Origin of the sequence: Sorangium sp. So ce1153 (genome assembly GCF_051521595.1) — a bacterium.
Lineage (GTDB): Bacteria > Myxococcota_A > Polyangia > Polyangiales > Polyangiaceae > Sorangium.
Genome location: NZ_CP150361.1, coordinates 11,668,035 through 11,682,690 on the forward strand (window position 1 = coordinate 11,668,035; position 14,656 = coordinate 11,682,690).

Genomic DNA, 14,656 nt, shown 5'->3' on the forward strand with positions numbered 1-14,656 from the left:
GGCAGCTGGCGCGCGCGATCGCCGAAGCGCGCGGAATCGTCGCGCTGGAGCGTTGGACCCACGGAACCAGGGCGACCATGAGGCCGGGGACGCCCTTCCATGGGCCGATGATGTTGATGCACCGTTCGATCGATCTCGCCTTGCTCCGTATCTAGCGCGGACGGTCGAAAGCCTCTCCGACATAGCGCAATCCCTGTTGCCGCGTGGACGACCGCCGGGCAAAGACACCCTGATGAATGCCTTGAGCTCAGCATAGGGAACGGTATCGACTTCAGATCAGCGCTTGACTCGAGTCGCCGCGCCATGGCCTCCTCGGTGAGAGGGAGGCTGCGATGGCGCTCGTTCTTCGACGCGTTCTCCGAGCGATAACCCCGCTCTTGATGTTTCTCGCCTGCGTGCTCTCGCAGGGGGGATGCCAGTGCATCTTCGACGACCCGCCCATGGATCCGCGTCAGGGCGTCCTCGCCTGCCGGACCGAGAGGGCCCGCAGCCCTGCCGTGGATCGACCCGCGCCGGCGGTCGAGACCGTCGCCGCTGGTACCATCCCGGGGACGTTCTCCGTCACGAGCACCGGGGAGGCCGTGTACACCATGGACCTGGACTCACTGCCCGCGCGGGCGGGCGTCGGTCCTCGGATCCAGCTCGTCTATCGTAGCGACGGCGGCGATGGCGTGCTCGGCGCCGGCTTCTCCCTCGCCGGGCTGTCGGCGATCACGCGATGTCCGAGCAGCCTCGCGCAAGACGGGGAGATCCGGGGCGTGCGGTACGACGGCGACGACAAGCTCTGCCTAGACGGCCAGCGCCTCGTCCCCGTGGGACAGGGGTCGGGAACCATCGAGTACCGGACGTTCCCGGATACCTTCGTCAAGGTGGTCGGACACTACCCGCCGGGAGACGGTGCGCCCGCCGAGGCGCTCTTCTTCGAGGCGTACCTGCCGTCTGGCCGCGTCGTCGAGTACGGGCGTACCGGCGGCAGCAAGCCGCTCGCGCGGGGCGGCGTCCCGCGCGCGTGGCTCGCGAACAAGACCCGCGACGGCCGCGGTAACGCCATGACGTACGCGTACTGCCTCGCCGAGGCCGAGGACGGCCATGCCGCCGAGTATGCGGTGGATGAGATCCGGTACACGAGCTTCGAGGGCACGCCGTCGCTCGAGCCTTCCCGGGCGGTGCGGTTCGTATACGGAACCAAGGACGCGGCCGCCATTCGTACCGGTTACTCGGGCGGGATGGCGCTCCAGCGCTCGCTTCGCCTCGAGGAGATCCAGATGCTGGGCCCGGGCGATACGCTGGTCCGGAGCTACGGATTCCGCTACGAGCTCAGCCCGACCACGAGCCGGACGCTCCTGACCCAGGTCGAGGAGTGCGCGAGCGACGGGGTCTGCATGCCTCCCACGGGTTTTCAGTACAGCCACGCGAAGCCCGGATTCGACCGGCTGGCGACGGACGTCGACAAGCCGATCTCCAGGCTGGCGAGCCCCATGGTGTTCGACGTCGACGGCGACGGGCGCGACGACCTCGTAATTCCCGACAGCGACGCGGCGCTCAGCACGCCGTCGAATCCGATCACCGCATGGTGGGCGGCGCGAAACCTCGGGCCGCGCGCCTCACCGGCGTACCTCGCACCGGCGGAGCTTGCCTTCCTTGAGGAGTGGCCGATCGTCGCCGATCCGGTTGGGCCCTCCGATCCGGTCCTTCTTCAGCCCGAACTCGGGACCGTCCTGGACTTCGACGACGATGGGCTGATGGACATCCTGCTCCACGATGTCTACGATGCCAAGACCACGTGGCATGTGCTCCTGTCCCGGCCAGACTGGACCTTCGCGCTTCATGACACGGGCATCCGCCGGCCGTTCCCGCTCGGGGCCAAGCCCGCGCCGCCGAGCCTGAGCAGCCCCGGCGCCTCGATGCACCTCGCCGACCTCGACGGCGATGGCGCGGCAGATCTGATCCAGTGCGAAGACCACGACCGCGAGGGACAGGCGCCGATCCCGGTCTTCCCCGCGTGGACCGTCCACCTCTGGAGGTCCGCGCGCGGCGCGACGCCCGCGGGATTCGACCCCGCGGGCGAATCGATCGAGCTGCTCACCGGCTATCCCTGCGATACGGAGCTCCACACCCTCGACGTCGACGCCGACAGCAAGATCGATCTCGTCGTGCCGTCTCTGGTGCGCTTCGGTGACGGAACGGTCGTCGCCGGATCGAACTACGACGCGATCATGCGCCGGGGCGACGGCCGCTGGGAGGTGATCGACACCGAGCTGCCTATCGTGTGGTCCGGGGGCCGCGTCGTCTTTCTCGACGTGAACGGCGATGGCCTGCCCGACGCCGTCGAATCCGACTCCGGCAGCCACCAGCTGTATACCTACTTCAACACGGGGCCGACCTTCGTGGCCTCGCCGTTCCGGAGCGTCGACGCGATCAGCTTCGGCGATCTGCTGGGTTTCCCGGATCAGGACGCGTTCTTCCCGCTCGCCGTGCCGCTCGACTTCAACGGCGACGGGCGACAGGATCTCTTGATGCCTGTCCCTCCGGGCATGCTGCTGGGCGGCTCCGACGCGCTCCCGTCATGGGCCATCCTGCTGGCGACGGGCGACCGCGCGGGGCCGGCGTTCAGGCTCGTCGACCCGCAGGTCCCGTTCGAGGCCAGCCTCGGCGATGCCGTCACCCTGGCGGATCCACGCGGCGCGCGCACCGGCGACGTCAACGGGGATGGCGCTCAGGACGTGATCCTGTCGCTTGGCGGCGTGTTTAACGTGTTCCAGAACCGCTCGGCGGATCAGGATCTCTTGGTCGCGGTCTCCGACGGGATGAATGCGCACGAGCCGACCGAGCCGGGCTTCGTGCCCAACGTGAGCATCTCGTACGGCCATCTCACCGACGCGTCGGCGGCGACGGGCGACAGAGCGGAGGATCCGGCGCGGGGGAGCCCGCTCTACCTCGCGCGTTCCGGCGCGGCGGACGACTGCGGTTATCCGCGCCGCTGCGCCGTGGGGCCTCGGCGGGTGGTGAGCGCGTATGCCCTCAACAACGGCGCGGACCGACCGCGGCGCTTCGAGGTCAGCTACCGGGACGGGCGCTACCACCGGCTGGGCCGGGGATTTCTCGGGTTCGGGGAGCGAATCGTCACCGACCTGGATACGGGCGCTGTGACGATCGACGGCTACGATCACGTCACGTTCGATGAGGAGCTCCAGGTCTTTCCGTTCGCGGGCCACGTCCAGCGGACATGGCGCTGGGCTCCCGGGCTGCCGAGTCAGCCCAGCCCGGAGCAGATCGAGCTCTCGTTCGTCGACGTGACGCGGACGCTCGTACCGACGAACGACGGCGCGACGTACTTCGCGCTGCCCACCCAGCGCCGCGTGAGGCGAGCGCAAGGGGTCTATCCGGCCCCGAGCGGCGCGACGCCCTCGATCGAGGCGTACGTGCGGGAGATCGAGCGCGGCGGCGACGGCGCGACGCTGCTGCGCGACTCGGTGTCGGCAGTGACGGACTTCGACATGTTCGGCAACGTACGCGCCGAGGAAGTCTCGACGAGCGGCGTCGACCTGACGTTCAAGTTCGCGCGGACGTTCAAGAACGACACCGAGCGCTGGGTCCTGGGCCAGATCGAGACGCAGAAGGAGTGTAGCGCGGCAGCGGGGAGCTCGCAGTGCCGGAGCCTCACGCGAACGACCACGATCTACGGCGAGGTGGAGACCGAGTCGACCGAGAGCGACGACGGCCTGCCGGACACGAAGCTGACGCTGACCTATGCGCGCGACGACTTCGGGAACATCACCGGCGTCACGGCGGAGGACGCCTTCGGCCACCATCGGACCTCCAGCACGGAGTACGACGTGGAGGGCATCTTCCCCGAGAAGTACGTGAACGCGGCGAGGCACACGACGCTCGTGGAGTTCGATGACGCGCTCGGCGTGCTCCTCAAGCAGGTCGATCCGAATCAGCTCGTGACGACATGGGCGTACGACGGCTTCGGGCGCCTCGGCAAGGAGACGCGACCGGACGGCACGACGACGACGGTCACGCTCTCGCGCACAAAGGACGGCGGCGCGGCCCAGGATGCCTGGCGCATGCTGCAGCGAAGCACCACGACCGGCGGCGCAGACGACACGGTCGAATTTGATAGCCTCGGCCGCCCGATCCGCTGGTGGTGGTACGGGCCCGAGCCGGAACCGGCGCAGGGGTCGGGCGATGCGAAGCGCATCGTGCAAGCGATCGGGTACGACGCACTGGGCGAGCACATCGCGCGGCGCTCGGTGCCGGTCAGCGAAGATACGCCCGAGAGCGAGAGGCTGTACGACCGCTATGAGCACGACGCCGTGGGCCGCGAAGTGCGCCGTACGACGCCGTGGAACGCGGTCACGACGACCGAGTACGATGGCTTGCTCGCGCGCGTCACCGACCCGCTCGAGCACGTGACGGTGACCGAGCAGGATCCGCTGGGGCGAATCGAGTCGATCACCGACTCAGCCGACGGGATCACCCGCTATAGTTACGGCCCGTTCGGCATGCTACACACGGTCACTGATCCAGGCGGCGCGGTGACGCGCACGACGCGCGACGCGTTCGGCCGAGTCCGGCAGCTCGATGACCCCGATCGGGGCACGACGGTCTCGATCCATGACGGCTTCGGCGAGCTGATCTCGTCGACCGATGCGCTCGGGCGAGAGACCACGTGGGCATACGACGCGCTCGGGCGACCCCGCTCGCGCGTGGACCAGGACGGCGCCGAGCGCCTGACGACCTCGTGGAGCTGGGACACCGCGGCGCATGGCATCGGCGAGCTCCACGCGCTCACGAGCCCTGACGGGGAGAAGACGTACGGGTACACCGACCGCGGCCAGCTCGACACGATCTCGCTCCGCATCGACGGCGAGCGCGCTCCCCTGGAGGCCAGGCTGGGCTACGACGAGCTCGGTCGCATCGAGACGATCACGTATCCGGCGCCGGCCGGCGCGGCGCCGTTCGTCGTGGCCCACGACCACGACGCGCACGGCCATGTGATCGCCGTGCGCGACCGCGGAACGCGCTTCGCCTACTGGCGCTTGACGGATGTGGACAACGCGGGACGCTTTCGAGAGGAGGTGTTCGGCAACGACGCCGTCACGGAGCGGAGCTACTTCGCCGACAAGCAGCGCCTGAGGCACATGGTGACGCAGAGCGGCGCGGGTGAGGTGCAAGACCTGGACTACGGGTTCGATGACCTCCTGAACCTCACGCGCCGCACCGACGCGCTCCAGCCCGAGAACACGACGGAGCGATTCCGCTACGACCCGCTCCAGCGGCTGACCTGCGCCTACTTCAGCGACGTCGAGCGCGCGTCGGCGCCCTGCGCGCTCCGCTACGACCACGACCCGAACGGCAATCTCACATTGAAATCGGACGTCGGAACGCTCTCGTATGACGACCCGCTGCACCCGCACGCGGTCACCGGCGCGGGCACCGACAGCTTCGCCTATGACACCGTCGGCAATCAGACCGCGCGGCCAGGCGGCACGACGGTGCGCTATACGCCGTTCGACCTGCCGAAGCGCATCACGCAGGGCGCGAGCACCATCACGTTCGGCTACGACGGCGACCAGCAGCGGATCCGCAAGACCACGCCGGAGAAGGAGACGCTCTACTTCGGCGACCTGTACGAGCGGGTCACCGAGGTGGCGTCGGGCACCGTAGAGCATCGATACCACGTCCACTCGCCGGAGCGCGTGGTCGCGATCGTGACCCGCGGGGGCTCGGACGACGGCACCCGCTACGTGCATGTCGATCACCTCGGCTCGGTCGATGCGCTCACCGATGAGGATGGCGACGTGAGCGAACGGCGGAGCTACGACCCGTTTGGCCAGCGGAGAAACCCCGTGTGGGGAGAGCGCGCGCCGGCGTCGTTCTCCAGCGAGACGACGCAGGGGTTTACCGGGCATGAGAGCGATGACGACCTCGGGCTCGTGAACCTAATGGGCAGGATGTACGATCCCAGGATCGGGCGGTTCTTGACCACCGACCCCATCGTGTCCTTTCCGTTCTTCGGACAGAGCTGGAATCCATACAGTTACGTGCTAAATAGCCCGCTCAACTTCGTAGATCCGAGCGGGTTCGAGCCGGAGTACCCGCTTCCAGTCGATCAAAATTACGCAGACTACCGCAATGATCCCGAGGTACAGCGTACCCTGGCTTGCAGCGGGCTCGAGTGCCTCAAGACGGTGCCCAGTGATATGGAAGGATCGCGCGAGGCTGCGGAGGTCGGCGCGGCGGCGCCGCCGGTCGACGTCAGCACGACTGGGAGCGCGTCCGGGTATGTGCCGCAGCCGGTGACCACGGCGCCGATCGACTGGTCGCAGAACCCCTATCTCCAGCTCGAGGGAGGGTTCGTCGCCGGGTTGTCGCTCGGGTTAGTTCCTTTCGCCGGCGTGGGTCATGAGCTGCTGGACGCCGCGGGCGTGCTGCCCCATGGTACGCCGGAAGCCAGGATGGGGCTGGCTATCGGGCAGATCGTGGGTGGGCTCGCCCTCACGATCGGAGGCTTGACGGGGGAGGTCTTCGGGGGCATCACGAGCGCCACCGGCATCGGCGCCGCGATCGGTGTGCCTGCGATCGCGGTGTCGACCGGGCTCGTTGTCGGTGGAGTTGGCAACATCGCTGCGGGGCTCCAGGGGCTGTCGCAGGCGCTGATGTCGCAAGGGTCGGGGAGCTCGGCGCCGAAGGGCACTGCGCCCGCTGCAAGCGGAGCACCCGAGCACCACATCATGACGAACAAGAATCGCGTCTCTACGGACCGCGGAGGACCGTGGACGCCGCGATTCGAGGACATGGCCAAGCGCGCTGGCATGACGCTCGAAGATGCCGCTAATCGGGTTCGGATTCCGGGCCACCGCGGGCCACATCCCGAGGCGTACCACAGAGAGGTGTTCGATCGATTATCGCGCACCACAGAAGGACTGTCTGGTGACGCCTATTCGACAGCATTCCGTGCCGAGTTGGACGCCATCCGAAGTGAAGCTGCAACGGCGGGATCCGCCCTCAACCGGTTGCTCATGCCATGAGACGATACTTCCGATTGCTCGACGACATGACGGTGCCGAAGCGATGGCATCTTGGGTCTGCAACACTCGCGGACGGAACGGAGCCTCGTCTTCGCGCCGGCATTCGATTCGAGTCCTCAGAGACTCCTAGCATCCCAGTAACACACGCGGGCCGCGTTCTAGATTTCACTATCACGAGCTTCGCCGTGCCCGTAGCAAATAGTAATCTTGCCGACGCTATGGCTGACGTCGCAGGAGCTGATGTGCAACCCATCCCAGTCAATATTTCCGGCCAATCTGGCATGATCGTCCTAAATGCCTTGCGAACACTGCGATGCGTCGACGAGATGCATTCGGAGTTTATCAAGTGGACGAAGCAAGACCACCGGGCTGACCTCGCAGGCCAATATCGACAGATTACGAAGCTCGTCCTAGATGAGGCAAAGATCCCGCGTGATGCCCAGATCTTCCGAATTGAAGGCTCGCTTGTTGAGTTGGTTGTGTCGGAGGCGATGAAGGACGCCATGGAGCACGTAGGGTGCCTCGGTGCGAAGTTCATCGAGCTGCAGACATCAGGCACGCGTTCACATGCGTGAGCGCGTGGACGGTCGCCCTGCTCGCAGCGAGCACATCCCGGCCCGCAGAGCAAGGCGGTAGTCGTCAACGGCCCCCTCGCTCCCCACATATGCCGGGGGCAAGACCTCTGGCGTACTCAGAAAGGCATCCGGCGACGTCGCGCTCAGCAGCGGCTACAAGGGGCGCCTGCGGCCATGCCACAAGCGCTGCCAACGGCGAAGTGCTGCGAGATGGATGCCTGGCACTTGATGCAGTGGAGCGCCACGACCGGCGACGCCGCCAGTCGACATCAGCACGGCAAGCCTAAATCCAGCTATTCGGGAAACCGAAGCGTCTTGACGGCGGTACCGTCCTCCCCTCCAATCTCGACGCCAGACCAATCCCAGCTCACGCCGCCCTTGCCCGGCGGCCCCAGCTCATACGTGATCCCCTCCAGCGTGAGCTGGTCCTCGTCGAGGTAGGCGATGCCGATCGAGTCGCCGCCGCGGCCCGGGCCGCCGAAGCCGCCATCGCCCCCTCGGCCGCCGTTGCCGCCTTCACAGCCCCACCTGCCGTCACCCACGGCCCCGCCTGGTGCGCCTCGACCGCCTTCGCCGCCTTCCTCGGGCGGCCCGCCGTCACCGCCCTGCCCCGCGTTGGACGTCTCGATCGCGCTGTCGCGCAGCGTCAGCTTGGCGTGGAGCGCGACGATGCCGATCGTCGACTGGCCGTTCCCGCCCCCTCGGCCGCCTCGTCCGCCGCAGCCCCCTGCGCCGCCCGAGCCGCCGCCGGCGCCTCCCTTCGGGGCCTCGCCGCACACGGCGAGCCCGCCGCGACGGCCGCCGCCCCCGCCGCCGCCCTGGCCCGGCATGCCGCGGATCCCCTCGGCTGCGCGGTCGCCCTGCCATCCGGTCTCGATGAGCCGCCCGATGCCCTCGCCAGGTGCGCCAACGACGCCCCACCTGCCGCTTTTCCCGGGGAAGCCGCTGGCGCAATCACCGTCTGCCCGGTTGCCGGGTCCTCCTTGACCATCGTGACCGGGGTTCGGCTCAGGTACGGGCTCGCCGTCCTCCCCATCTCCAGCGCCGTCGGCGAGCCCGTCGCCTCCCTTGCCACCGACGCTCTGGATCCCGCCCTCGCACGGGTTCACCACCGCGGGCCCGCCGGCGACGGTGGCTGCCGAGCACCCATCTCCGCCGTACATCCCGTGCGCCCCGTCGGGTGCCAGATTCAGCCCGGGCCACCTCTCGCCATGGCCGCCCCCCAATCCCCAGGATGTCCGTATCTTGCCCTGGATGAACTCCACCACGGCACCTGACCGGACGAGCATCCCGACATGGCTTCCGCTCAGGATAGCCATGTGGTCGATCGTCGAGACTCCATCCGCCGCCCCGGTGTCGTCGGCGCCCGCCGGCTCGACGATCAGCGCGATGGGGTTACCGGAGCGGGGGAGGATCTTGCTCGTATCGCCCGGCAGGCGTTCCCATCCCAGGATCTGGAAGCCCCCGTAGATATCCACGCCGGAGGGCAGCGTGACGGACTCGTCAAAGGAGTCGTTAGCTGCGAACACCCTGCCCCGACCCGTGCGTGCAAGCTCGATCGCGCGGCGGAGAGAGCGAACCGGCCTGTCCTTCGTGCCGGGGTTCGCATCGTCGCCGCCGAAGAACGGGATATTGACGAACACGCCGCAGCCATCGAGAAACTGCGCCTTGGCAAGCTGCTCGATGCATACCGGCTCTGAAACCGCGTCGGCGGGGGTGTTCACCCCCGGCGCGGTGCCGCAACCGGCAGCGACGAGTGGAAGAACAGGGAGCAGGAAGATAGTGGAACTTGACATCATCGGCATTCCTCGACGGCAGCGCCACGGTGAGCGACTCAACGCGGCAGCTCGTTTGCCGCACCGAAAGGATATATTGGAGCCGAGGGGCCAGGCCCGCCCTGGCCCACCTCGTCGTCTATGCCGGCGCCTCCTGCATAGCCGCCATCTCCAGCTCCCCCAACCTCGATGGTCGTGCCGGGCAGGATGGCCAGATGGGGCACCACGTACGCGATGCCGACGGAAGCGCCGCCGAGCCCGCCACCGGCATCACCGCCGCGTCCGCCGTCCCCCCCCCAGCCGCCGTCGCACGCCCCCCACATCCTCGTGTCCTCGCCATGGCCACCGTCGCCGCCGGCTTTACCAATGCCGCCTAGTTGACCCGTTCCGCCAACCCCGCCCTTGCCGCCGTTGCCCGCGACAACCAGCGTCGCCGCGAGTTCCAACTCGGTGTCCTCCAGTGCAATGATGGCGATGCTCGCGCCGCCATAGCCGCCGCCCCAGCCCCCCTTGCCGCCGCAGCCCCCGCTTCCGCCCGAGCCACCGGCCGCACCACTTTGGGGTTGGCTTGTCGGGCACGCATACATGGGCCCGCGCGATTTGCTGCCGCCACCCCCGCCGCCCGCTTGGCCGACGCCGCCCGTCTCCCCGTCTTCGCCCAGAACGCCGATCCATCCGTATTTGTTGAGGTAGCCTTCACCTAGCGCGCCGCCAGCGCGGCCCCTGCTGGTACCGGGCGCGCCATCTTTCCCCCTCGTGCATGGGTCGCTGCCCGCGCCGAGCCCCGCACCCCCGAAATCTTCCGAATTTTCCGCGGGCTCCGGCCGTCCTGGCGCGCCATCGCCGCCGACGTCGAGCCCGCCGTCGCCGCCGTATCCGCCCGTCGACTCGATCCCATCGTCGCACACTGTCACGACCGGAAGGGCGCCCATAGCGGCGTCCGCAGTGCAGGCAGACGTGCCATCTTTCCCCTCCACGCCACCCATGGCTCGGAAGCTCGGCGCGTCCTTGCCCGCCTCCCCATCCTTGCCATTGCCCGCGATGACATCGCTCGACACCACCCTCGCCTTGGCCCCATGGTTCAAGATCATCGCGATCGACGACTTGCGATCCTCCGCGGACGCCTCGGCGGCGAGGACGCGCACGCCGAAGATCGTTGATATCCCCTCCCCCTGGATCACCTGCAGCGGGATCGCCACCGGCGGAGCGATGATCGTCGGGTGATCCGGACGGTCGAATGACCCCTCGTACCACCACTCGCCGTCACCGCAGAGGCGCCCGCCCCAGAGATCGACGCCCGAGGGCAGCGCGATCGCCTCCTCGAACAACCCGCCGCAAGCGTACACGCGCCGGGTCGCCGCTTGGCCGTTGCGTGGCCCGTGCGTGGCGAGCCCGATTGCGTGCTGGAGCGTCTTGACCGGCGCTTCCTTCGTGCCGGGGCTCGTGTCGTCGCCCTGCTCGCTGACGAACACCCCGCATTCGTCGAGCGCCATCGCCGTGGCGGGGTCGCCGTCACAGAGCGACTTCGGTGGTGTGAGGCAGAGGCGTTCTTCATAGCAGCTATCGTCGTAAGCGCAGCCGGAGACGCCGCCCACGCCGATCGTGGAGAGGGTGGCCACGGTGAGCAGCAGCCGCATTCGTCGCCGTTCGAGAAGAGGCATGTCCTTGCTCATGATCACCACGCGCCATACGCCACGATGCCCGCCTGTGCCGGCGTCACCGTCGGCACCAGCGCAAGCCGAGCCTTCGTCGGTTCAGCCTGCAGAAATGAGAAGTCCGTGAAGAACGAAGCCAGGGTCGCAGCGCCAACCACACCGCTCGTTACCACCATCGCCGTTCCGAGCCCGGCGAAGAGATCTCGCTCTCGTCGTAAAGCCGTCAGCTCGGAGCACCAGGAAGGCTTCGGCGTTTCCCGACAGGCCCCTTGAGAGACCCCCGCGGCGTCGAGCCTCGCGTTCCGCTCGTGCAGGTCTCCGTCGGCGTTCCTCGCGCGAACCATGAAGACCGCACCGAGCGAGCCTGTCGCCAAGGTCAACCCGATACCGGCGGTGCGGAGGGTGCCTGGCCAGGATGTCCACGGGCTGGGCGGCGGGCTCCGAACAGCGGGCGAAGAGCTCAGGGCCTTCGGCGTTTCCTTCGGTGATATCGGCGCGGTCTCCTTGGCACTGCCCGCCGCCGCGAGGGGCAGCTCCATCGTGATCCCGTGCTCCGCGCCCGCCACGGCGAGGAACGATTGAAAGCCGCCCGCGTGGCCCGGTGCTCGGGCGCGCACCATGTGGTTGCCCGGCTCGAAGAAGAGCGTGTAGGTCCGCGCGGTCCGCCCGATGCGCTCGCCGTCGATGAGCACCTCGGCGTCGGGCGGATCGACCGCGAGCACGAGCGTAGCGATGCGCTTCGCTGCATCGCGCCGTCCTGCCTCGAATCGCCGCTCGAGCGCTTCCGGCAGCGCTTCGCGCTGTTCAAGGCTCTTGGCAAGGTGCTCGGCCGCGTCTCGGTACCTGTGCAGCGCGACCTCGCAAAGGCCAAGCTCGCCGGCGATCTCCGCCCGTTCTCGCTCGGTGCTTGTCGTCGGGTCTGCAGCCTCCAAAGCAGCCTTGTACGCAGCGTGTGCCTCGACCCACCGCCCTGCATTGCGCGCTCTCTGACCACGGCGAACATGGTCTTTCACCGATGAACTGTCGCTCCGTCTCGCCTTCGGGGGGGACGTCGCCGGCACTGGCAGGCTTCGTGAAGCCTGTTGCGTCTTCGGGGGGACATCATCGGCGCTGGCAGATTTCGTGAAGCCTGTTGCGGCCCCGAGCGCGAGAAGAATCGAGAGCGAATGCGCAATGTGACGCATCCGGTGACGGTACTTACGCCGGCCGCTCGGCGTCAACCGGCAGAAGCCGCGACGTCTCGGCCGTTTGGGCGAGAATTGGCGGCGGAATGACGGAATGTGCTCAGCCGTCATCAAGGCCCGTTTCCGTGTGGTTGATGGTACTACCCAGGAGCACATTGCCCGACCAAAGTTGCTCGTCGGTTCTTTTTTTGAAGCGTTTGGGCCGGCTCAGGTGTGCTGCCTACCGTGGGCAAGCCAGCGACCGTTTCTCCCGGCGTCGAGCTCTTCCGGCGCCTCGCCCGGCGCCACGGTGTGCCGGCGCGAAACGCCGAGGATGTCGCTCAGGACGCGTTGCTGCGGGGGCTCGAGGCCGACAAGCGGCTCGACCTGGGGGGAGACCCAGCCCCGTACCGCGTCACGATCGCTATCAACCAGGCGCGCAATCACGTCCGTGACGCACGCTGCCGCGGCGAGGTGCTGACGTCGTTCGATGAGTGTGAGATCCGCGACGAGTGCTCCACGCCGGAAGAGCTGCTCCGGAGACGGCAGCGGGAAGAGTTCACGCGCCAGCTGATAGACCAACTCGATCCCAAGTACCGGGATCTCGTGATCAAGCACGATCTCCAAGAGGTCCCGCTCGCCGAGATCGCCACCGAGCAGGGACTGCCGCTGGGCACGGTGAAGACGCGACACTGGCGGGCGCACAAGGAGCTCAGGGTGCGGCGGGAGCGGTGGCAGGAGCAGCAGCGCTCTCAGGGAAGGGACGATAGCCTCTGCGTGCCGCTCGCGCTGGGCCTCGGCCGTCGCCCGTGGGTGGCTTTGCTACGCCGTCTGGGCGTGAGGATCCTCGTCCAGGGCGGGCTCGTCCTGCTGACCGGCGCGCTCATCTCCTCAGCGCCCTCCCTGCCCGACCTGGAATCGTGGTACGGGGCGGCGACGGTCCGCGTCCCTGCCACCCCGTCCGCTGCGCAGGAGGCTGCCGCGTCCCCAGCGCGAGGCGGCGCGCACAGCGCCGCGGCGCCCGCCGGTGGAGAACGCGCGCACAGCGCCGCGGCACGGGCCGCGCCGATCGCGCCCGAGATGTCGTCGCCGAGGGAGCAAGGAAGCGCGCGCGCGCAGGCGATGGCGAGCAGCACTCCCGTTCCCTCGACGACGAGCCATCGCCAGCCCGCGTCTCCGGCGAGCGCCGTTCGACCGACCGGCAGCGAGCGCGAGAGGAGCCTGATCGACCAGGCCCGCAGGGCCATCGAGGCCCGCAACGCCATGGCCAACGTCGAGGCTCTCCGGCTGCTGAACACCCACGCGCGGGAGTTCCCCCGTGGGCGGCTCGCTGCCGAGCGCGAAGCACTCCTCCGGCTGATTCGCTGAATCCCCGGCTGTCCTTCGGCAGCTAGCAGGTGGTGACCCAGGTGATGTCTTCGGACAGCACAAGGCGAAGGTCCGCCGTGCGTCCGGACAAGAACGATCACGTCCAGGAGACGAAACGCGATGAATACCATGGACGATCTACTGGTTGCGATGTGGCTGGTCTCGCCGCTCGGGCTCGCGATGATAGCCTGCGTCGCGATCGGCTTCGCGATCACGGCGCGCGAAGCGCTGGGACGCGAGCGCGGGCTTCGCGAGGCGCGCGAGCACGCGCATGATGACGAGACGTCGGCCCTCACCGATGCGAAGGAGCAGGTAGCGGAGGAGCGAGACCGATACCGGCGCCTTCTGGATTGTCATGTCGACGCCGCGCTCGCAGAGCTGACAGACGCCCGCGCGCGCCCGGTCCCCTGGCCAGGCAGGGTCCTCGAGTCGTTCTGTGCGACGATTCCTTCGTGGAAGCGAAAACTGGCCGAGAGCACGGAGCTGGAGCCGAGGGAGGTGGAGCGGCTGCTGCGGAGCGACCTGGCGATAACGCCCGGCCTCGCGCGGCAGCTGGAAGCCTTCACGGGCGCGCCGGCGCGGTACTGGGAGCGCCTGTGGCGGTTGCACGACTACCGGGCGGACGCAGAGGAGACCGTGGTGATTCAGCTCGGCGAGCCCGTCACCAAGCGCGAGAGCTCGGCGCGTCCCCCGTCGTCGCCGGCGCCGAGCTCGGTGCCGCCGCCTCCGCCTACGATACCCCCCTCGCGCGCTCGACGTTCCTCCGCCCGTGGTGCCGTCGCCCGAGCTTGCGGCTAGGAGCACACGGGCGAAGCTCCCGCCGCCTCCACAGCCGCGGCTGGGGTCGCCGCTGCCTGCTCGCGCCGAGGCGGGCGCCGAGCTCGCCCGTCGCGCTGCCAACCTGACGAGCTTCCCGCTACGGCGCGACGCAGGTGGGTCTAGTCCTGTATGCGGGCCAGATTGGGAGGACGTTGAGCGCTCGTCGCTGAACACGACACTTCCAGGAGTAGGGCGCCACGGGTGAGCGCGGCCGCCCCTCGCGTTCGCATGCTGGCGAGGATGGCAACGCTTCGGCGGCTGAAC

At 68.3% G+C, this 14,656-nt stretch carries 7 protein-coding genes; 4 read left to right on the forward strand and 3 right to left on the reverse strand.

Going from position 1 to position 14,656, the window contains the following annotated elements; genetic code table 11:
- Positions 1-332 precede the first annotated feature (332 nt).
- The gene (locus WME85_RS42460) at positions 333-7,037 is read left to right on the forward strand and encodes an RHS repeat-associated core domain-containing protein (protein WP_437829842.1); all 6,705 of its coding nucleotides are present in this window, start codon (positions 333-335) and stop codon (positions 7,035-7,037) included.
- Positions 7,038-7,255: 218 nt separating this feature from the next.
- Complete coding sequence (locus WME85_RS42465; protein WP_437829844.1) at positions 7,256-7,612, forward strand: imm11 family protein; 357 nt, start codon at positions 7,256-7,258, stop codon at positions 7,610-7,612.
- A 293-nt stretch (positions 7,613-7,905) separates the two neighbouring features.
- On the opposite strand, the gene WME85_RS42470 is transcribed toward WME85_RS42465, so the two are convergent.
- From WME85_RS42470 to WME85_RS42480, 3 genes are read right to left on the reverse strand one after another with little or no spacing between them, the layout of a single operon-like run.
- Entirely contained in the window at positions 7,906-9,411 is a 1,506-nt protein-coding gene (locus WME85_RS42470; RefSeq protein WP_437829847.1) for a hypothetical protein, read from the reverse strand.
- A gap of 35 nt (positions 9,412-9,446) precedes the next feature.
- Positions 9,447-11,060: a hypothetical protein gene (locus WME85_RS42475; RefSeq protein WP_437829849.1), complete on the reverse strand. Its 1,614-nt coding sequence runs from the start codon at positions 11,058-11,060 to the stop codon at positions 9,447-9,449.
- 2 nt (positions 11,061-11,062) lie between these two features.
- Complete coding sequence (locus tag WME85_RS42480) at positions 11,063-11,974, reverse strand: PEGA domain-containing protein (protein ID WP_437829851.1); 912 nt, start codon at positions 11,972-11,974, stop codon at positions 11,063-11,065.
- 477 nt (positions 11,975-12,451) lie between these two features.
- On the opposite strand from WME85_RS42480, the gene WME85_RS42485 reads away from it, so the two are divergent.
- Entirely contained in the window at positions 12,452-13,573 is a 1,122-nt protein-coding gene (locus WME85_RS42485; RefSeq protein ID WP_437829853.1) for an RNA polymerase sigma factor, read from the forward strand.
- Between the two features lie 120 nt (positions 13,574-13,693).
- Complete coding sequence (locus WME85_RS42490; RefSeq protein ID WP_437829855.1) at positions 13,694-14,371, forward strand: helix-turn-helix transcriptional regulator; 678 nt, start codon at positions 13,694-13,696, stop codon at positions 14,369-14,371.
- Positions 14,372-14,656 lie beyond the last annotated feature (285 nt).